We start from the raw sequence: 19376 nt of genomic DNA on the forward strand, positions 1-19376 counted from the left end.
TTGAACGTAACGAAGAAAAGGACGGGCGCGCTTGGGGATGGCTCGACGATGTTGAGTGATCGGCGATGTCCTCGTACAACTCATTCAGAGGACGGCGCGAGCACCTGCCTGGATGTGGTTCAAGACTTCCGGGTTTGCCCGCGCTGAAATACGCGTCTTTTCATATATAATATTTGATATCATGACCGACGCAACTGAAGGTTTTCCCCTGGACGCGGCTATGTCCGGTTCGTTTCTTCCGGCCGCCGCGCCGCGCGAAAGTACCTCGCACATGATTGCCGAGGCGCTGCGCGCGGCGATCGTCGACGGCACGCTCGCGCCTGGCGCCCCGCTGCGCCAGGACGCGATTGCCCGGCATTTCCTGGTCAGTGCGATTCCCGTGCGTGAGGCGCTGCGCCAGCTCGAAAGCGAGGGCTGGGCACGCGCGGCGGTCCATAAAGGCGCGACCGTCGCGCCGCTGTCCGCCAACGAAGCGCGCGAGATCTACGAGATCCGCTCGGCGCTCGAAAGTCTCGCGCTCGGCCTTGCGATTCCGAATCACACCGCCGCGACGCTGCGCGAAGCCAGGGACTTGTGCCGCGCCGCCGAGCGCGAAGAGGATCCGTCGCTATACGTCACGCGCAATGCCGCGTTCCATATGTGTCTCTATGCGCCCGCCGGCCGACCGCAGCTCGCGGACATGATCGGCTTGCTGCACCGGCGCGGCGAACGCTATCTGCGCCTGAAGTTCGGCTTGCCGTCGTACAAGGGCGAGTCCGACAGTGAGCACGCCGCGCTGCTCGATGCCGTCGAGCGCCGCGATATCGCGACCGCGCAGTCGCTGGTGGTCGCGCATCTGCTCGGCACCGGCGAGCTTCTGCATCGTTTCCTGACTGAGCGCGCGCGCGAAGAAGCGCTTGCGCATCAACCGAAGCCGCGCGGCCGACGTCCGCGCGTAACCACCGGGAGCTGATCGAACCGATGACCGAGCCGATGAACCCCCCCGCCGAAGCCGCCGCATCGCGGTCCACTGCCCGCTCGTGGACGACCCGGCGCGACGAAAAGAACCGCCGCCTCGCGGCCATCGCGCCATGGCTCGAAGACGGCGTACTGCCCACGCACCGCATCGTCGATGCGCTCGAAACGCTGATCCAACCCGGCGAGCGCGTCGCGCTCGAAGGCGACAATCAGAAGCAGGCCGACTTTCTGTCGCGCTCGCTCGCCAGGGTCGATCCGCACAAGCTGCACGACGTGCATCTGCTGATTTCGAGCATCAGTCGTCCTGAGCACTTGACGCTGTTCGAGCGCGGCATCGCGCACAAGGTCGATTTCTCGTTCGCAGGGCCGCAGAGTCTGCGAGTCGCGCAACTGCTCGAAGACGGCCAGCTCGAAATCGGCGCGATCTATACGTATGTCGAGCTGTATGCGCGCATGTTCGTGGACCTGACGCCGCACGTTGCACTGCTGTGCGCGGACAAGGCCGACCGTCACGGCAATCTGTACACCGGCCCGAATACCGAGGACACGCCGACGATCGCCGAGGCCGCCGCGTTCCGTCACGGCATCGTGATCGTGCAGGTCAACGAGATCGTCGACGAATTGCCGCGCGTCGACATTCCGGGCTCGTGGGTCGACGTGGTCGTGCAGGCGGACCGTCCGTTCGCGGTCGAGCCGCTGTTCACGCGCGATCCGCGCCATATCGGCGACTTGCAGGTGCTGACCGCGATGATGGTGATACGCGGCATCTACGAGCCGTATGGCGTCACTTCGCTGAATCACGGCATCGGCTTCGATACCGCGGCGATCGAACTGCTGCTCCCCACCTACGGCGAATCGCTCGGTCTCAAGGGCAGGATCTGCCGCAACTGGACACTCAATCCGCACCCGACGATGATCCCCGCGATCGAATCGGGCTGGGTCGACAGCATCCATTGCTTCGGCAGCGAGGTCGGCATGGAGGCGTATATCGAGGCGCGCCCCGATGTGTTCTTCACCGGCAACGACGGCAGCCTGCGCTCGAACCGCGTGCTGTGTCAGTTGGCCGGGCAATACGGCGTCGACCTGTTCATCGGCTCGACGCTGCAGATCGATGCCGACGCGAATTCGTCGACGGTCACACGCGGACGGCTCGCCGGTTTTGGCGGCGCGCCGAACATGGGCCACGATCCGCGCGGCCGGCGTCATTCGAGCGAGGCGTGGTTGAAGCTGTTGAAGGGCGACGGCGCGGTGTCGCGTGGCCAGAAGCTCGTCGTGCAACTCGCGGAAACGTACAAGAAAGGCGGCGAGCCGACCTTCGTCGATGAACTCGACGCGGTCGCGGTCGGCGCGAAAAACGGCATGCCGATCGCGCCGGTGATGATCTATGGCGACGACGTGAGCCATGTGGTCACCGAGGAAGGCATCGCGCATCTGCACAAGGCCGAAGGCATCGACGAGCGGCGCGCGGCGGTCGCGGCGGTGGCCGGTGTCACGCCGATCGGTCTGCGCGCGAAGCCCGAGAAAACTGCGGAATTGCGCCGGCGCGGCATCGTCGCGTATCCGGAAGATCTCGGCATCCGGCGCGGCGAAGCGAAGCGTTCGCTGCTCGCGGCGCGCAGCATCGACGATCTAGTCACGTGGTCGGGCGGACTGTACGCGCCGCCCGCGCGCTTCCGGAGCTGGTGACGATGGCGTCCGCTGCTGTTCTTCTTGACCGGTTGGACGCGCCGCATGCTTCGGTCCTACACGATGCGTGCGGCACCTCGCCGGTCGCGCCGTTTTCAGACGCCCAACTCGCGCGCGACGCGATCATCGCGCTGATCGACGAGGCGGAGCTCACGCCGAAGCCCGCGCTCGTCGACCGGCGCGGCAGCGGCGCGCATCGCGACCTCGATCTCGCGATCATGCGGCGCTCCGCGCACGCGCTCGAACCGACCTTCGCGGCGCTGGCGCGCACGGCGCGTCGCCGCGGCGAACCCTCGGCGCTGCTGCGCGCCGAGCTCGCGCAGATCGGCCGCGCGGGCGAACAGGACATGATGCAGGCGACGGGAGGGAGCAATGCGCATCGCGGCGCGATCTGGATCATCGGCTTGCTGGTTGCAGGCGTCGCGCTCGAAACGGCTTCGAGTTCCTCCATGCGTGCGCACAGACCTGGCGATCCCAACCATCTCGATACCTCGCGCGTCTGCACGCTGGCCGCGCAGATCGCCTGCTTCCCGGATCGCTTCGCCGCTTCGTCCGATAGCCACGGCGAGCGCGCGCGTCGACGCTATCAGGTCGGCGGCGCGCGGCGCGAAGCGCAGGACGGCTTTCCGCACGCGCTCGACGTCGGCCTGCCGGCATTGCACGCGGCCCGCGCGCGCGGCCTCGACGAAAACGCCGCGCGCATCGATGCGTTGCTCGCGATCATGAGCACGCTCGACGATACCTGCCTCCTGCATCGCGCGGGACTCGCCGGCTTGCATGCGGGGCAGCGCGGCGCGCGGCGCGTGCTCGACGCGGGCGGCAGTTCGACAGCCCCGGGCCGCGTCGCGCTCGACGCGCTCGAACGCGAACTGCTGTCGCTGAACGCATCGCCGGGCGGCGCGGCCGATCTGCTCGCCGCCACCCTCTTTCTCGACATGCTGGCGCATCGCGACGCCAGCCGGAGCTGAGCCTCATGGAACATCTGACCTTCGACTATCCGGCGCAACGCGCCGTCACGACCCGCGCGCACGTCGGCGTGGTCGGCTCGGGCGATCTGGAAGTGCTGCTGTCGCCTGCTGCCGCCGATCCAGGCGGTTCGGCGCTCGCCGCGCACGTGGTGGTGCGCACCAGCGTCGACGGCTATAGCCACATCTGGAAGAGCGTGTTCGACCGCTTCTTCACGCGCTACGACGGCGCCGTGCAAATCGAGATCAACGACTTCGGCGCGACGCCGGGCGTGGTCGCGTTGCGGCTCGCCGAAGCGGTCGAAGCGGCCGAGGAAGGAGACAGCGTATGAGCACGAGCGCCAGCGTACATAGCGCGCCGCTGCTGCGCGAAAGCTTCATCGAACTGCCCGCACGCGAGCGCGCCCGCTCGCTGCTCGACGCGGGCAGCTTCCGCGAACTGCTCGGACCGTTCGATCGCATCGAATCGCCGTGGCTGCCCTTGCAGGGCATCGTCTGCCAGGCCGACGACGGCTGCGTGATCGCGCGCGGCACGATCGACGGCGAACCGGCCGTGGTCGCCGCGATCGAGTCGGCGTTCCAGGGGGGCAGCATCGGCGAAGTGTCGGGCAGCAAGATCGCCGCGGCGCTCGAGATGGCGCTGCGCGACTGCAAGCGTGGCACGCTCGTGCGCCCGGTCGTGCTGTTCGAGACCGGCGGCGTGCGGCTTCAGGAAGCAAACCTTGGGCTTGCGGTCATCGCCGAGATTCAGGCGGCGATCGTCGCGCTGCGCTGGCGCGTGCCGGTGGTCGGCGTGATCGCGGGCATGGTCGGCTGCTTTGGCGGCATGTCGCTCGCGGCCGCGCTGTGCTCGTATCTGATCGTGACGAAGCAGGGACGGCTCGGCATGAACGGACCTGAGGTAATCGAGCAGGAAGCCGGTATCGAAGAACTCGATGCGAGCGACCGCCGCCGCGTATGGCAACTGATCGGCGGCGAGCAGCGCGTCGCGAGCGCGCTCGCCGACACGCTCGTCGACGACGATGCCGAGGCCGTGCGCGCCGCCGTACGCGCCGCGTTCGCGCAAGGCGTGCCGGCCTCGCATCGCAGCGAGCAGGTCGACATGTTCTTGCAGAGGCTCGCGCGGATCGATCCGGCGAGCGTCACGCCCGAGTCGCTGCGTGATGTGTACAACCCGCAAGGGCGCGATGCGTCGAACAGGGAGCAGGCATGAACGACACGACACTCACGCGCGGCACGCGCTGGTTCAATGCACTTGCCGGTGAACCGTCGAGCGCGGCGCCCGTCTGGAGCGGCGATGCGCCGCTCGGCGGCGACACCGCGCGCTTCATCACGGTCGTGCCCGACCCCGCGAACCGTTTTCCGCGCGCGACCACCAACGTGGTCGGGCTCGAACAAGGCTGGCAACTCGCGCGCGCGGTGCGTGAAGCGATCGAAGCGGATGCGGGTGTGGACGCCGGCACGCGGCGCCCGATCGTCGCCATCGTCGACGTGAAGAGCCAGGCGTACGGCTATCGCGAGGAAATGCTCGGCATCCACCTCGCCTGCGCGGCCGCCGTCGACGCCTATGCGAGCGCGCGCGACGCCGGCCATCCGGTGATCGCGCTGATCGTCGGTCCGGCGATGTCCGGCGCGTTCCTCGCGCACGGCTATCAGGCGAACCGCATCGTCGCGCTCGACGCGCCCGGCACGATGGTCCACGCGATGGGCAAGGAAGCGGCCGCGCGCGTCACGCGCCGCACGGTCGAAGAACTCGACGAACTCGGCGACACGATCGTGCCGATGTCGTATTCGATGGCGTCGTTCGCGAAGTTGGGGCTGCTCGATCAGTTGATCGAAGGCATCGACGCGGACGCGCCCGACGCGGCACAGATCGAGCGTGTGCGCACGGTACTGGTCGAGCAGATTCGCAGCGCGCGCGACGGGGATCGTACGCTCGCGCGTCGGCTGGAATCGGCGGCGGCGCGGCAGACTCGCGCGGCGTCGATCGAGGTGCGGCGGCGCCTTGCCGAACAATGGGATGCCGTGTGATGCGCGTGTGTGCGGCCGCGCCCTTCTCCACCGTGCACGCCACGTCGTGCGACGCGCGGTGGCGGCCGCATGATCTGCTGCGCTTGCGGCGGCTGGACTCGCCCGATGACGAACCAGCGTGGGTTCGCGACGCGTTCGAACGCGCGCCGTATGCGGTCGTCCGACGCGCGTTCGCCGCTGATGGTTTCGTCGCGATCGGCGTACGCGGTGCGAAGCGAGCGCAACGCTACGGCACATGGGTGCATGCGGACGATATCGTCGGTGCCGTGCCGCCGGAATCGCTCGCGCAGACGCAAGCCGATACCGGACGTGATGCATTGCCCTCGTTCGTTGCACTGCTTTCGTTGCAACGTGATTCGGGCGGTCCGCTTGGTGGATTCGCTTGGGGACCTATTGGCAGCACCGGCTTTGAACTGGCGACGCACGTGCCGACTGTCAACGAAACGAGCGACCTCGATCTGTTGATCCGCGTGCCGCAACCGCTGGCGCTGAATGTCGCGAGTGCTTTGCTGGAGCAACTGCAAACGCTCGCGGCGCATACCGGTATCCGCATCGATGCGCAACTCGAAACGCCCGCGGGTGGCGTGGCGCTCGCGGAATGGGCCGCGGGCAAGTCGCGCGTGCTTGCCCGCGATGCGAGCGGCCCCCGCTTGATCGCCGATCCGTGGGCGGCGGTTGCTCACAATGGCATTGCCTGATGCTCGCGCTTCTGTTCCCCGGCCAGGGTGCGCAGAGCGAAGGCTTTCTGCATCGACTGCCGCAGCATCGCGCGGTACAGGACACGCTCGCTGAAGCCTGCGACACACTTGGCATCGACGTGCTGACGCTCGACTCATCCGACGCTTTCGATTCGACGGTCGCGGTGCAACTGGGCTTGACCGTCGCGGGCGTCGCGATCATGCGCGCGCTCGCCGATGAAGGATTGGTGGCGGAGATCAGCGCGGGGCTGTCGATCGGCGCGTATGCGGCGGCGGTCAGTTGTGGCGCGGTGGCGTTCCGCGACGCGCTGAAGATGGTGCAGCGACGCGCCGAGCTGATGGAAACCGCTTATCCGGCGGGCTATGGTCTCGCGGCCGTCTCCGGCTTGAGCGAGCAGCAGGCGGAAACGCTCGTTGCACAGCAGGCCGCGGAGCAACGGCAACGCGTGTATATCGGCAACGTCAATGCGCCGCGCCAGATCGTGATGGCCGGCGCGGACGATGCGCTCGACGGGTTCATCGAACGCGCGCTCGCGGCCGGCGCGCGCAAGGCCACGCGGCTCGCGGTCAGCGTGCCGTCCCATTGCGAATTGCTTGCGCGTGCGAGCGACGAACTGCTGGCGTACTCGCGCACGTTGCATTTTGAAAGACCACGCGGCGTTTATATCGGCAATCGCGGTGGACGCCCGTTATATACGGCCGATGCGATTCGCGAGGATCTTGCGACCAATATGCGTTACACCGTGCGCTGGTTCGATGCGCTGACCGTGATGCAGGAAATGGGCGCGCAGGTGCTGGTCGAGGCGCCGCCGGGGCAGGTGTTGACAGATATCGTGAGGGAGAATTTTTCTGAGGTCAGTGCGTTGGCTGCGAGTACATTGCCGTTCGACAGGTTGGTGGGGACGGTACGCAGGCGGTTGGAGCGTGGCTGACGGGGTGTGCTTTGCGGTGTGCGAATGCGGCTGGGCCAGGGGCGTCTGGGAGCTTCGGCCAGACGCCGCTCTCGCAAGCCGGCGTCGGCGAATGGTCGCTCTCACCGATGTGGAATGAGTCTTCCCGACCCTGAACGGACTTTCAGGTTTGCCGAAACCAGACGTTCGGCATGTTAAGGTTCCGCACGACTTGCCCACTCTCCCAAACACTTGAGGCGTTCCGTACTCGTGGCTAAACCTGACATCTTTGCTGTGGCGACAGCTTTCGTGGACTGGGCACGTCCGTGGACTTTTTTTGGCGCGGTGATGGCTAACCCGGCACTTACGGCATCTGATCGCGCCGACATAGAAAAAATCTGGCTAGAGGTGTGCGAGTTCCGTCACTGGCTACGTAACGACCTTAGTCAAGGCTCCGCAAGCGCAGACTACGCGCTCGGGGTTGCTTTCCCCTGGCTACCTGATCAGGTCCGCGCGCAGTTCGTGCGGGCCGCTGCTTATCAGTGGAGATGATGTTCACTCATCGAAATTGTCAGCGAATTAGCACGTGCCGGTGAGCGTCCGTTCCTGGCCGATGACTGCCTCATGCAATGGGCACACATCGCTCGAACTTCGCAAGGCCGCGATCGGCGACACGCGACCCGTAGTTGACGATGGACGAATACGCGTGGATGTCTCCAATTGAATGGCAACCCGCCGTACGTTGATTGCGGCGCAAATCCGGCTTCGCCGACCTGCCGACGAGGATTCGCCCCGGAAGTGATTCATCGGGCAGCCTTTTATGCAGTTGAGCAAGCGGACTTGCTCTACATGCACAGCGGACGCCACTCCGTCGCAATCATAGTAACCACAAGAGAGGCCTGCACTATTGTCGTTGCGGATGATCAAGAAAGAAGCGCAGCATTTCGGCACTCGCATCCGGACCGGTAGCGTCCGTATAACTGCCTCGTGCATTGCCGCCTGCCCAAGCGTGCCCTGCGCCATGAATGGTCCACAACTCGGCGTCGATACCGTCGCCGGAAACCAGCCGCGAGACGGTACAGGCGCGTCGGCCCGCGTCGACCCGACGCCGTTCGCTGCCGGCGTCCGGCCGTGCGTCGAACCTCTGCACGAGCCGCGTGGCATTCGCTACGTGCACGGTGGCATCCGCGTCACCATGGAAGACGATCATGGGCCGTGTCGGTGACAAGTCTGTATCGCCTTGCACGCGCCGTGCGTTTCGGGGGTGCTTGCCGCCTTTCATCGCCGCGAGCGCGGAGGGTAAATTGTGCGCGCACCGTGCCGGAAGACCGGAATGCACGCCGACCGCGGCATACAGTTCGGGATACTCGGCGATCATGATCGCCGCCATCGCGCCCCCCGCGGACATCCCCGCGACGTACACGCGCGCAGGATCGACGTTGTGGGCCGAGATGATTTCGCGCGTGATGCCTGCGATCAGCGACGGCTCGCCGCGCTCGCGATGCTGATCGTCAGGTTTGAACCAGTTCCAGCACTTCGACGGATTCGCCTGCTGCGGTTGCACCGGATAAGCTACAAGACATCGATGCCGCTCGGCAAGCGCGTTCATCTGCGTGCCTGCTGCGAAATCGTCGGCGTCCTGCGTGCAGCCGTGCAGCATCACAATCAGTGGCAGCGGCTCGCCGGCGCCCCCCGCCGGCACATACAGCCGATATTGACGGCGACCGGCGGCATTCGCATACGCGAGCGTGATGAAATGTCCCCGTTCCTCCACGTCAAGACAGTCTTCTCGCGCCTTGTGCGCGGTCGCTTCCTTTGTCTTTGCAAACGGGAAAACAACGGGCTCTGGCGTCTTGTCCTGCGACGCAGTTTCGTTCACTGCACCGACGCTTTCCCCTCGCAGTGCGCGTTGTATCGCTTCTGTCGCTTCGGCAACGCCGCGGGTACGCAGCAAAGTCATCGCTTCGTGCATTGAGTTCAGAAAGCCTTCGTTGAGTTTCATCACATTTGTCCGATTACCGGTGTTGAGGGGGTGGGCCTCGCGCGGCTAGTGGATTCTGCCGGCAAGCGCCGTCTTGACTGCGGGCGAAGCGTGAAAGGCTCCCAGCACCACGACGCTTTCGATAGTCGCGAGCGCGAGTTCCGGGGAGACATCGGCGGCAATGCTGGCCAATCCCAGGACCTGAATGTTGAGACGCTCGCGCGCGGCTCGAATCGCCTCGAGATCCTGCCTGGAGAAATGCTGCAGCCCGAGCACGAGCGAACGACGCGCAACCGTTTCCTGGACGACCCGCGCATGTAGCGCGAGTTGGTTGCGAATCGCCGTTCGGATCAGGTCGGTCCGGTTCGCATAGAAGCCTTCTTCAACCAGGAGATCGATCTGCCCGAGGTCGACGGGTCCGAGGTTGATCGTGATTTTTTCCGAGTCGCCGCCTTTCGAGCGGGGGGTGTCCAATACCGCGGGTTTCTTCATCACACCATCCTTGCATCATCCATGTGGATGGTTATAGGATGGTTTTAGATGCACCGCAACATAAAAATTTGGGGTCGAGACGCCTTCTGGGCTCGCCGCATCGCTGGTCGCGTGCGGGCTAGATAGAGCGCTATCGCCGGTCGGGTGGCACGATGTTCGCTAGAACACAGCGGATGAGCGTCAAGGCGCAAAACCATCAGAATAAGGCGCGAAATGGAGAGGTTCCCCGACCAGTTTTGACAAATTCAACTGCTATCCTTCAAAACTTGAACCCGTTCACTATCGCGACTTTATCCAGGTAGTTCCTGCCGCAGGTCTCGCCAAACGCAGTCCATCAGCGCTCAAAATCGGAGTAGTCAACATCCCGCGAACTTCTCAACCCCGATGTCACTCGGGCGGCGAAAGCCGGTACTGCGGAAACGGATTGCGCAGAGCTCAACATGGACCAAGGATTACCAGCATACTGGCCCGGTAGAGCCTGAAATTCGTCGTATCGTTCGCACCGCCATGAGGGAGATATGCATAAACCCATCGACACTGAAACGATCCCGAGCAATGAATTGCAGCAGGTCAAGGCGACTTATGCCAAGCTTTGCGAGGACTACATTGCACATCGTAGCGATGGTGAATACCGGGACTACGTGCAATCGGTCATTGCCAACAACGCGAGTCTCGATCGCCACGTGCGCGCGTTCGAAATTTACGCACCGTATATCAAGCGTGGCATGAAAGTGCTCGACTGGGGATGCCGGCACGCGCCAGATTCGTGCATGCTTCGCACGCTCTACCATGACATCGATATATATGGCTGCGACATCTGCAAGGATGGGCAATTCGCGGAATTCTATGAGTACGCCGGGTTATCTTTCGCATCGCTCGATCATGAATTTCTGCTGCCCTACGAAGACAGTCAATTCGATGTGGTGATCGGAAGCGGTGTACTCGAGCACGTGGCCCGCGAGCAAAAGAGCCTCGATGAGCTATGGCGCGTGCTGAAAAACGACGGTTTGCTGATAATCACATTTTTACCTAACCGCTTATCGGTGACCGAAAACGCGTGCAGAGTCATGAAGAAGTACACGGGCCATAATCGGCTGTACAGTCTCAGCGACGCGAAGCGCGTGTTTCTCCGGTCGGGATTCGTACTGGAAGAATGCGGCTATCACCAGGTCTTTCCCACCTTCGCAAAAGGCATAAAGGGCGGCGGAGCGCTCAACGCCCTGGCCAATATCGGCATGAAGCTGAACCGGCCTTTCGAGCGGATACCGATCGTGAATGCAGTCTCGGCTAACCTGTTTTTCATCCTCCGCCGCGTGCATGAGATGTAGCTGGCGGCCGCCATGGCGGCCTACCTCGCGGCATCATTGCGCAAGGCCGCGCCCTCCTGTTGCGACGTCACAAATCCTCTCAATGCAGGGGTGAGCCGGAAAACAAGCTTCTCGATCTCCACCACGAGGAAAAACAGGACGCCACCACCGACGAGCCACACCCACGCCGACAAGGGCAGAGCCTCGGTGTGGAAAATGGCATGGAACGGGAACGTATAGGTGAACAGAAGCTGCAAGACCACGACGCCGGCTATTCCGTACCAGAGATAGCGATTGCCTATATGGGCGCGCACGGACAGCGACGAATCGAGCAGATACCGGATGTTGAGCAGATAGAAAACCTGGCCCAGCGTAATGGCGTTGACCGCGGCCGTGCGCGCCATCTGATCCGACGCCCCTTGCGACTTCATCCAGAAGAACGTCGATAGCGTATAGAGCACGAGCGCCGCGCCGACGAACAGGATGCGCCAGATGCCGAAGCTCGTGACGATCGGCCGGTCGATTGCGCGTGGCGAGCGGCGCATCACGTCTGCCTCGTGCGGCTCGAACGAAATGGTCAGGCCGAGCGCGACGGAAGTAACCATGTTGACCCACAGGATCTGCGGCGCCGTGATCGGCAGCGTGAAGGCGAACAGGATCGCCACCGCGATCACCGCGCCTTGCGCGACATTGGTCGGCAGCATGAACAGCATCGCTTTCTCGATGTTGTTGTAGACCGTGCGCCCTTCCTTCACCGCCGCGGAGATCGACGCGAAATTGTCGTCGGCGAGGATCATACCCGCCGCCTCCTTCGTCACCTCGGTGCCCTTGATCCCCATCGCGACACCGATGTCGGCTTTCTTGAGCGCCGGCGCGTCGTTGACGCCGTCGCCCGTCATCGCGACGATCTGCCGATTCGCCTGGATCGCCTTGACGAGCCGCAGCTTGTGCTCGGGACTCGCGCGCGCGAACACGTCGACGCCGCGCACGCATTCCTGCAGCGCCGCATCGTTCATCGCCTCGATCTCGGTGCCGGACACGGCGGTCTTGCCGTCGCCGATGCCCAGCATTCTTGCGATTGCCGCCGCCGTGATCTTGTGGTCGCCCGTGATCATCGTCACGCGGATGCCGCCGCCGTGGCATTCGCGCACGGCGTCGATCGCCTCTTTGCGCGGCGGGTCCATCAGGCCCACGAGGCCGAGCAGTACGAGGGTACGCGGCAGGTCCTGCGGCCCGAGGCCGCCCGTACGCAGGCCCGGCTCCGACAGCCACGCGAGCCCGAGCACGCGCTCGCCTTGCGCGGCGAGCCGGTCGCCCTCCCTCGCGAAGTGCTCGCGATCGAGCGGCGCCGGACCTTGCGCCGTCTGCTGCCGGTCGCAGTGGTCGAGAATCACCTCTGGCGCACCCTTGACCAGCAGCATCTCGCCGTCCGTCGAACGGTTCAGCGTCGCCATGAACTTGTGCTCGGACTCGAAGGGGATCGCGTCGATCCTCGGCGCGGCGGCCGTCTCTGCGGCGCGGTCCATGCCCAGCTTGGAAGCGAACGGATAGAGCGCGCCCTCGGTCGGATCGCCCTCCACTTTCCATTTTCCGTCTTCCTCGAAGAGCTCGGCGTCGTTGCACAGTAGCGACACGCGGCCCATCAGCTTGAGCACGTCCGGCGCCGCGCCGAGCGGCTTGCCATCGGCGCTGACCTCTCCTTCGCTGGCGTAGCCGTCGCCCGTAACGGCATATGCCGCTTCGGCCGTTACGGCGGAGGTCACCATCATCTCCATCAGGGTCAGCGTGCCCGTTTTATCCGAGCAGATTCGCGAGACGGCGCCCAGTGTTTCGACCGCCGGCAGGCGGCGAATAATGGCGTTGCGCTGGGCCATGCGCTGCACGCCGATGGCGAGCGTGATAGTGATGAGCGCCGGCAGGCCTTCCGGGATGACCGATACCGCAATCCCCACGATGGCCTGGAACAGCTGAACGAAAGTCATGTGTCCGAGCCAGTGCCCCCAGGAGAAGAGCAGCACGCTGACAACGGCGATCACTGCCGTGATGACGTAGCCGAACTTCTTGATCTGGCGCAGCAGCGGCGTCTCGAGCACGCTGACCTCGGCGAGCATCTGGTTGATCCGGCCGAGTTCCGTCTGGCTCCCGGTCGTCACCACGACGCCGGTTGCCCGACCCGACAAGACCATCGTGCCGCAGAACGCCATGTTCTCGCGGTCGCCGACCGTGGCTTTGGCGGGTACCGGCGCGGTGCCCTTCTCGGCCGGGAGGGATTCGCCCGTGAGTGCCGCTTCTTCCGTGCGCAGGTTCCTGGCGTCGACGAGACGCATGTCCGCCGGGATTTTGTCGCCCGATTCCAGTAGCACGATGTCGCCAGGAACGAGTTCCTCGGAGGGGATCAAGCGAACCGCTCCGCCACGCATAACGCGCGCTTCCGCGGACAGCATGTTGCGAATCGAGTCGAGCGCCTTCTCGGCGCGTCCTTCCTGCAGGAAGCCGAGCAGCGAGTTGAGGATGACGACGGCCAGAATGACCGAGCCATCGAGCCACAGGCCCATCATGAACTTGACGAAACCGGCCGCGAGCAGCACGTAGATCAGAACGTTGTGGAGCTGCATCAGGAAGCGTACGACCGGCCCCCTCTTCTTCCCCTGCGGGAGGCGGTTCGGCCCATAGGTGGCCAGCCGCCCGGTCGCTTCCGATGCATCGAGGCCCTGCGCGGGATCGACGCTGAACTGCCGTTCGATGTCACCGGCCGGCATCGCATGCCACGGCGTCGCACTCTCAACTGAGCTCATCCTCGTGTCTCCCGGTTCCAGTGATTTCGGGTCAGGGGCCGCTCTCAATGGTCTGGATCGTCCCCGGGTTGATCGGGTCTCGTCGCGTCCACGGCTTCAGCGTCGAGTTCCTCCCTCGCGGCGGCGAGATCCTTCATGTGCTCTCGCGTGGCTTTCGGATATTCGAGGTCGAGCTTCTCGACGGCCTCGACGATCGCGGCCGCGACGATGAGGCGCGTGAAAGGCTTGTTGTCAGCGGGCACGACGAACCACGGAGCCGCTTCGGAGGCCGTCGCGCGGATCGCCACTTCATAGGCGTGCAGGTAGTCGTTCCAGTAGCGACGCTCGCGAACGTCGGCTGCGGAAAACTTCCAGTGCTTGTCGGGATTGTCGAGGCGATCCATGAATCGCCTCTTCTGCTCCCCGTACGACAGGTTCAGATAGAACTTGAGAATGACCACGCCCTGGCGCGTCAGATAGTCCTCGAAGCGCGCGATGTCGGCGAGCCGCTCGTCCCATATGTTGTTGCCGACCCGCAGCGGGCGGGATCTTCTGCGCATGGAGTAGGTGCTGATGCACGCGCACCACCAGCACCTCTTCATAATACGAGCGGTTGAAAATGCCGATGTGCCCGCGCTCGGGCACTTTCCTGGAATAGCGCCAAAGGAAGTCGTGGGAGAGTTCCTCATCCGACGGCTGCTTGAACGAGATGACATCGCACCCCTGCGGATTGACGCGCGACATCACATGCTTGATCGTCCCATCCTTTCCCGCGGCGTCCATGGCCTGGAACACCAGCAGCACGGACCAGGAATCCTGCGCGTAGAGGATCTCCTGCTCCATCGCGAGCCATTTCGACCCGCGCTGGAGTAGTTGCTGCGCCTCTTCCTTATGCATTCTGAGTCCCAGCGTCTCGCCGGGATCGAAATCCTTCAGGAAGAAATCTTTGCCGCTCGTGACGCGGAACGGATCGGTGTATCCCCGCAGCGCGTTGAGTATTTCCGTGCGAACCATCGCTCTTTCTCCACGGCATCTGCATTCAGTTGCACGATTCGCGGATTGCATTGCAACCGCAGTCGTACTGTTCACAACTCTTTCTGATAATAGGTCACGCAGACGGAAACGTGCTCATCGGCAACGACGCTGCGCACCCGCGTAGCGACGGGAAACACACGTCTCAACGCTGCAACGTTCCAGACAGCCGAGCCAGTCGATCACAGCCTGTCGGCCCGGTCGACCCAGTCACGACAAGGCCGTCAGACGATAGGCATTACCTGTGCTTATCCTTCATCAGACAGCGCCAACAAAAATTGCCGAGCACAAGGTCGAGCCACGAACACGAACACGGGGAACAGCGGAGAAGTGGCGTTACCTGAACCGATACCTGGCTACAGCGTGCCCGGCGACCGCGTAGCCAATCTCTCGCGCAAGCCGGCGCAAGGCATGGTGTCGATGCCTTCATTTCACACGACGCTAGCTATTGTCTTTATCTATGCGCTGCGCCGCGCGCCACAGCTTTTGCTGTTTGCGATTCCTCTCAACGTGACGATGATCCTGGCGACGCCGACGCAAGGCGGTCACTATCTCGCCGATGCGTTTGCAGGTCTGCTGCTCAGCGCGCTGACGATCGCAGCGCTCAAGCGCTGCATGCACCTGCTGGCGACGCGCAAATCCGCGAATGCGCCGAGTTCGCGCTCTATGCCGATGCGAACGGCATGAGCTGACGCTCGGAAGCGGCCGCGCGGACTAACGTGAACGCGGCGCGGCTTGCGCCGCGCCGCCGTGGTTCGAAGCGACTGGAAGACCGCGCGCTAGCCCGGCGCCCGCCCCAACACCTGCGAATCCGACGACGCCGTCGTCGACGTCTCGTCACGCCCGTGCCCGTGCCCCGTCGTCGTGACCGCATTGGTGCCACCGGGCCGACGCACCGACTTCGCGTGCCGCTCGATCAATCGCTGCAGCAAACAGAACGCGCACAGCAGCGCGCCGATCACGATCCGCGTCCACCACGAACTGAGCGTGCCGTCGAACGTAATCAGCGTCTGGATCGTGCCCAGAATGCCGACGCCGAACAGCGAGCCGACCACATAACCGACGCCGCCAGTCAGCAGCGTGCCGCCGATCACCGTGGCCGCAATCGCATCGAGTTCCATGCCCTGCCCTTGCAGCCCATAGCCCGACAGCACGTAGAACGTGAACACCGCGCCGCCGAGCGCCGAACAGAAGCCGCTCAGCGCATACACGCCGACCCGCGTGCGCGCGACCGGCAGGCCCATCAGCAGCGCCGAGCGCGGATTGCCGCCGACCGCATACACGTTGCGTCCGAAGCGCGTGAAATGGGCGACATAGATCGCGGCCGCGAGCGTCACGGCCGCGATCAGCACGTTCGCCGATACCGAACCGACGCCGACGCTGAGACGAAACGCGGAGATCGCCTTGAACGTCGGATCGGTGATCGTGATCGACTGCGTCGTGATCAGAAAGCACAGGCCACGCGCGAAGAACATCCCCGCCAGCGTCACGATGAACGCCTGCAGGCGGAAAGTAGTGAATCAGCGCACCCTGCACCGCGCCGAACACCGTGCCCATCAACAGCACGATCGGAATGATGAGCCACACCGACACATGCATGTGCTCGGACAGCACGGCTTCGACGATCGTCGTCAGCGCGACGATCGAGCCCACCGACAGATCGATGCCGCCCGACACGATCACGAACGTCATGCCGATCGCGACGATCAGCAGGAACGCGTTGTCGACGAGCAGATCGAGCAACACCTGCCACGCGAAGAAACCGGTGTACATCACCGAACCAAAGCCGAACAGCGCGCAGAACAGCAGGACCGTCACAGCGATCGGCAGCGTGCGCGGATCGACCACGCGGGCGAGTGCTTCGAGAACGCGCGTCATCGTGCCACCCCGCGCGATTTGACGAGCGACGCGCCGAACGACACCGCGAGCGCGCGTGCCACCGGCGACTGGATCACGCTGACCGCGAGCACGACGGCCGCCTTCACGACGAGCGTCGCTTCCGGCGGCACGCCGATCGAATACGTGGTGTACGTGAGCGTCTGGATGATCAGCGCGCCGAGCACCGTGCCCGCGAAACTGAAGCGGCCGCCGAGCAGCGACGTGCCGCCGAGCGTCACGGCGAGAATCGCGTCGAGTTCGAGCAGCAAGCCCGCGTTGTTGCCGTCCGCGCTGCGCACGTTCGAGCTGATTAGGATGCCGGCCAGCGCCGCGGTCAAGCCCGAGAAGCCGTACACCGCGAATACGATCGCCTTCGAGCGCAAGCCGACGAGCCGTGTCGCAACCGGGTTCACGCCGATCGCGCGAATGAACAGACCGAGCGCCGTGCCCTCCACCAGGGCGGCGGTCGCCAGCACGGCTACGGTCGCGATCCATACCGAGCACGGCACGCCGAGCCAGTAGCCGCCACCGACGAACAGATAGCCGGGCGCGCCGATCGGGATGATCTGCCCGGCGGTCAGCAGTTGCGCGATGCCGCGGCCCGCGACCATCAGGATCAGCGTCGCGATGATCGGCTGCATGCCGACGAACGCGACAAGCAGCCCGTTCCACATGCCGCTCAAGATGCCGACGACGAGCGCGGCCAGCAGCGCCTGCGCGATCAGCGCACCGCTCGGCACGGCCTGGGTCGCGAGTATCGTCGCGGCCGCGCCGCCCGCTATCGCGACCACCGCGCCGACCGAAATGTCGATGCCGCGTGTCGCAATCACGAGCGTCATGCCGATCGCGACCAGCACGAGCGGCGCCGCGCGATTCAGGATGTCGATCGGCGCGCCGAACAGGTGGCCGTCGAGCGTGCGCAGCGCGAGAAAATGCGGATTGACCAGCAGGTTCAGTCCGAACAGCAACACGAGCGTCACGCATGGCCATAGCAGCGGACGCTCCACCCCGTCGCGCGCGAACCAGTTCGATAGCTTCATTCGCCGCTCCCTGCGATGAGTCGGTAGATGTTGTCCTCGTTCGATGCCTTACCGGCCACCTCGGCGATCTTGCGGCGATCGCGCAGCACCGCGACGCGATGGCTCACGCGCAGCACCTCGCTGATCTCCGACGAGATGAACAGGATGGAGAGGCCGTTCGCGCACAGCGCGAGCAGCCGGTCCATGATGTCGAACTTCGCGGCGACGTCGATGCCGCGCGTCGGCTCGTCGAGGATCAGCAGTTTGGGATCGGTTGCCAGCCAGCGCGCGAGCAGCGCCTTCTGCTGGTTGCCGCCGGACAGCAGCGCGATCGGCTGCTCGGCGTCGGACGCCTTGATGCCGAGCCGCTCGATCCACATATCGGCGAGCTCGCGCGCGCGTTGCCGGCTGATCTTGCGCCACCAGCCGCGCCGCGCCTGCAACGCGAGCATGATGTTCTCGCGGATCGACAGTTCGGCGACGATGCCTTCCCTCTTGCGGTCTTCCGCGCAATAGCCGATACCGTGGCGCACCGCGTCGTGCGGCGTGCGCAGCCGCACGACGCGCCCTTCGACGAGGATCGTGCCGCTGTCCGCGCGATCCGCGCCGAACAGAAGCCGCGCGGTTTCGGTGCGGCCCGAGCCGAGCAGACCCGCGAGGCCGAGAATCTTGCCGGCCTGCATCTCGAGATCGATCGGCTGCAAGGTGCCGCGACGGCCGACGCCGCGCAGCTCGATGAACGGCTGCGTGGCCGTTGCTTCCGTGTGGTCTTGCGGGACCTCCTGCAGATCGTCGGCGGCCTGTCCTTCGTGCGCCGCTTCGCGCAGACGCACGCTCATGCGCTCGTGGCCGACCATCTTCGCGACCAGCTGATCCGCGGACAGATCGCGCGCGAGATATTCGCCTTCGCGCTCGCCGTTGCGCATCACCGTGATGCGATCGGAGATCGCATAAGTCTGCTCGATGAAATGCGTGACGAACAGGATCGCAATGCCCGATTGCTTAAGATGTCGAAGTATCTTGAATAGCTGCGCGACTTCGCTGTCGTCGAGGCTCGAAGTCGGTTCGTCGAGAATCAGCACGCGCGCATCGACGGACAACGCTCGCGCGATCGCGACCATCTGCTGCACGGCAATCGGATAGGCGTCGAGCGAGCGCGTGACGTCGAGCGACACGTCGAGGCGCGCGAGCGCTTTCTGCGCGCGCCGCTTGATGTCGGGCCAGTCGATCACGCCGAAGCGGCGCGGCTGCCGGCCCGCGAAGATGTTCTCCGCCACCGACAGATTCGGGCACAGGTTCACTTCCTGGTACAGCGTGCGCACGCCGGCCGCCTCGGCTTCCTGCGGCGACGCGAACGCGACCACCTCGCCGCCGAGGCGGATCGTGCCGGCATCGGGTGCGAGCACGCCGGTGAGCACGTTGATCAACGTGGATTTGCCGGCGCCGTTCTGGCCCATCAGCGTATGGACCTCGCCGGGAAACAGGCGGAAGTCGACGTGTTGCAACGCCTTGACGCCCGGAAATGTCTTGCTGACGCCGGAGGTCGCCAGAATCGGTTCGCGCGCGCTCATGTCATTCTGTTGGCCTGGCGCGCCCGGCGGCGTGCCGCGCTGCGGCTGGTCCGGCTGATTCGGTTTGGTAGCGGAATGGGTCATGGACCTCGCTC

General features: G+C 64.6%; 16 protein-coding genes and 2 pseudogenes. 11 read left to right on the top strand and 7 right to left on the bottom strand.

Annotation, left to right across the window (positions count from 1 at the left end; all coding sequences use genetic code 11):
- Positions 1-181 precede the first annotated feature (181 nt).
- The 9 genes from OKW44_RS07200 (at position 182) to OKW44_RS07240 (ending at position 7779) form a co-directional block, all read left to right on the top strand.
- The gene (locus OKW44_RS07200; RefSeq protein WP_026225858.1) at positions 182-952 is read left to right on the top strand and encodes a GntR family transcriptional regulator; all 771 of its coding nucleotides are present in this window, start codon (positions 182-184) and stop codon (positions 950-952) included.
- A 20-nt stretch (positions 953-972) separates the two neighbouring features.
- Positions 973-2643, top strand: a complete 1671-nt coding sequence (mdcA, locus tag OKW44_RS07205) for a malonate decarboxylase subunit alpha (protein ID WP_026225857.1) — start codon at positions 973-975, stop codon at positions 2641-2643.
- Positions 2644-2645: 2 nt separating this feature from the next.
- Complete coding sequence (locus tag OKW44_RS07210; protein ID WP_026225856.1) at positions 2646-3611, top strand: triphosphoribosyl-dephospho-CoA synthase; 966 nt, start codon at positions 2646-2648, stop codon at positions 3609-3611.
- Positions 3612-3616: 5 nt separating this feature from the next.
- Positions 3617-3940, top strand: a complete 324-nt coding sequence (locus OKW44_RS07215; RefSeq protein ID WP_018420783.1) for a malonate decarboxylase subunit delta — start codon at positions 3617-3619, stop codon at positions 3938-3940.
- Positions 3937-4821, top strand: coding sequence for a biotin-independent malonate decarboxylase subunit beta (locus OKW44_RS07220; RefSeq protein WP_018420782.1), 885 nt, complete (start codon positions 3937-3939; stop codon positions 4819-4821). Before OKW44_RS07215 ends, OKW44_RS07220 begins: the two co-directional genes overlap by 4 nt.
- Complete coding sequence (gene mdcE / locus OKW44_RS07225; protein WP_018420781.1) at positions 4818-5639, top strand: biotin-independent malonate decarboxylase subunit gamma; 822 nt, start codon at positions 4818-4820, stop codon at positions 5637-5639. Before OKW44_RS07220 ends, mdcE begins: the two co-directional genes overlap by 4 nt.
- Positions 5639-6337: a malonate decarboxylase holo-ACP synthase gene (locus OKW44_RS07230; protein ID WP_026225855.1), complete on the top strand. Its 699-nt coding sequence runs from the start codon at positions 5639-5641 to the stop codon at positions 6335-6337. Before mdcE ends, OKW44_RS07230 begins: the two co-directional genes overlap by 1 nt.
- Positions 6337-7269: a malonate decarboxylase subunit epsilon gene (mdcH, locus tag OKW44_RS07235; RefSeq protein WP_018420779.1), complete on the top strand. Its 933-nt coding sequence runs from the start codon at positions 6337-6339 to the stop codon at positions 7267-7269. Before OKW44_RS07230 ends, mdcH begins: the two co-directional genes overlap by 1 nt.
- Positions 7270-7497: 228 nt before the next feature.
- A complete protein-coding gene (locus tag OKW44_RS07240; protein ID WP_162633969.1) occupies positions 7498-7779 on the top strand; it encodes a hypothetical protein in 282 nt (93 codons plus the stop codon).
- A 352-nt stretch (positions 7780-8131) separates the two neighbouring features.
- Here the strand turns inward: OKW44_RS07240 and OKW44_RS07245 are convergent, their stop codons facing one another.
- Both OKW44_RS07245 and OKW44_RS07250 read right to left on the bottom strand, forming a co-directional pair.
- Positions 8132-9229 (bottom strand): extracellular catalytic domain type 1 short-chain-length polyhydroxyalkanoate depolymerase, encoded by a 1098-nt coding sequence (locus tag OKW44_RS07245; RefSeq protein WP_018420778.1) that lies wholly within the window; start codon positions 9227-9229, stop codon positions 8132-8134.
- Positions 9230-9274: 45 nt separating this feature from the next.
- The gene (locus OKW44_RS07250; protein ID WP_018420777.1) at positions 9275-9700 is read right to left on the bottom strand and encodes a ribbon-helix-helix domain-containing protein; all 426 of its coding nucleotides are present in this window, start codon (positions 9698-9700) and stop codon (positions 9275-9277) included.
- Positions 9701-10218: 518 nt separating this feature from the next.
- Here OKW44_RS07250 and OKW44_RS07255 point away from each other — a divergent pair.
- A complete protein-coding gene (locus OKW44_RS07255) occupies positions 10219-11028 on the top strand; it encodes a class I SAM-dependent methyltransferase (protein WP_018420776.1) in 810 nt (269 codons plus the stop codon).
- Between the two features lie 20 nt (positions 11029-11048).
- On the opposite strand, the gene OKW44_RS07260 is transcribed toward OKW44_RS07255, so the two are convergent.
- Positions 11049-13802, bottom strand: a complete 2754-nt coding sequence (locus tag OKW44_RS07260) for an HAD-IC family P-type ATPase (RefSeq protein WP_018420775.1) — start codon at positions 13800-13802, stop codon at positions 11049-11051.
- Positions 13803-13846: 44 nt separating this feature from the next.
- A pseudogene (locus tag OKW44_RS07265) lies at positions 13847-14795 on the bottom strand (polyphosphate kinase 2 family protein).
- 381 nt (positions 14796-15176) lie between these two features.
- Between OKW44_RS07265 and OKW44_RS07270 the strand changes: the two are divergent.
- Positions 15177-15500 carry a phosphatase PAP2 family protein gene (locus OKW44_RS07270; protein ID WP_018420773.1) on the top strand — a complete coding sequence of 108 codons (324 nt, stop codon included), beginning with the start codon at positions 15177-15179 and terminating at the stop codon, positions 15498-15500.
- A gap of 92 nt (positions 15501-15592) precedes the next feature.
- Here OKW44_RS07270 and yjfF read toward each other — a convergent pair.
- The 3 genes and pseudogenes from yjfF to OKW44_RS07285 form a co-directional block, all read right to left on the bottom strand.
- A pseudogene (gene yjfF, locus OKW44_RS07275) lies at positions 15593-16691 on the bottom strand (galactofuranose ABC transporter, permease protein YjfF).
- On the bottom strand, positions 16688-17731 hold the full coding sequence (locus tag OKW44_RS07280) for an ABC transporter permease (RefSeq protein ID WP_018420771.1): 1044 nt from the start codon (positions 17729-17731) through the stop codon (positions 16688-16690). Before OKW44_RS07280 ends, yjfF begins: the two are co-directional and overlap by 4 nt.
- Complete coding sequence (locus OKW44_RS07285) at positions 17728-19365, bottom strand: sugar ABC transporter ATP-binding protein (RefSeq protein WP_018420770.1); 1638 nt, start codon at positions 19363-19365, stop codon at positions 17728-17730. The genes OKW44_RS07280 and OKW44_RS07285 overlap by 4 nt, the downstream gene beginning before the upstream one ends.
- Between the last annotated feature and the right edge of the window lie 11 nt (positions 19366-19376).

This window comes from Paraburkholderia lebeckiae (genome assembly GCF_050436325.1).
Taxonomy (GTDB): domain Bacteria; phylum Pseudomonadota; class Gammaproteobacteria; order Burkholderiales; family Burkholderiaceae; genus Paraburkholderia; species Paraburkholderia tuberum.

What these genes read in the sequence shown, in the direction of transcription:
- OKW44_RS07200 (WP_026225858.1), top strand. Translation starts at nt 182, where the DNA reads ATGACCGACGCAACTGAAGGTTTTCCCCTGGACGCGGCTATGTCCGGT.
- mdcA (WP_026225857.1), top strand. Translation starts at nt 973, where the DNA reads ATGAACCCCCCCGCCGAAGCCGCCGCATCGCGGTCCACTGCCCGCTCG.
- OKW44_RS07210 (WP_026225856.1), top strand. Translation starts at nt 2,646, where the DNA reads ATGGCGTCCGCTGCTGTTCTTCTTGACCGGTTGGACGCGCCGCATGCT.
- OKW44_RS07215 (WP_018420783.1), top strand. Translation starts at nt 3,617, where the DNA reads ATGGAACATCTGACCTTCGACTATCCGGCGCAACGCGCCGTCACGACC.
- OKW44_RS07220 (WP_018420782.1), top strand. Translation starts at nt 3,937, where the DNA reads ATGAGCACGAGCGCCAGCGTACATAGCGCGCCGCTGCTGCGCGAAAGC.
- mdcE (WP_018420781.1), top strand. Translation starts at nt 4,818, where the DNA reads ATGAACGACACGACACTCACGCGCGGCACGCGCTGGTTCAATGCACTT.
- OKW44_RS07230 (WP_026225855.1), top strand. Translation starts at nt 5,639, where the DNA reads ATGCGCGTGTGTGCGGCCGCGCCCTTCTCCACCGTGCACGCCACGTCG.
- mdcH (WP_018420779.1), top strand. Translation starts at nt 6,337, where the DNA reads ATGCTCGCGCTTCTGTTCCCCGGCCAGGGTGCGCAGAGCGAAGGCTTT.
- OKW44_RS07245 (WP_018420778.1), bottom strand. Translation starts at nt 9,229, where the DNA reads ATGAAACTCAACGAAGGCTTTCTGAACTCAATGCACGAAGCGATGACT.
- OKW44_RS07250 (WP_018420777.1), bottom strand. Translation starts at nt 9,700, where the DNA reads ATGAAGAAACCCGCGGTATTGGACACCCCCCGCTCGAAAGGCGGCGAC.
- OKW44_RS07255 (WP_018420776.1), top strand. Translation starts at nt 10,219, where the DNA reads ATGCATAAACCCATCGACACTGAAACGATCCCGAGCAATGAATTGCAG.
- OKW44_RS07260 (WP_018420775.1), bottom strand. Translation starts at nt 13,802, where the DNA reads ATGAGCTCAGTTGAGAGTGCGACGCCGTGGCATGCGATGCCGGCCGGT.
- OKW44_RS07280 (WP_018420771.1), bottom strand. Translation starts at nt 17,731, where the DNA reads ATGAAGCTATCGAACTGGTTCGCGCGCGACGGGGTGGAGCGTCCGCTG.
- OKW44_RS07285 (WP_018420770.1), bottom strand. Translation starts at nt 19,365, where the DNA reads ATGACCCATTCCGCTACCAAACCGAATCAGCCGGACCAGCCGCAGCGC.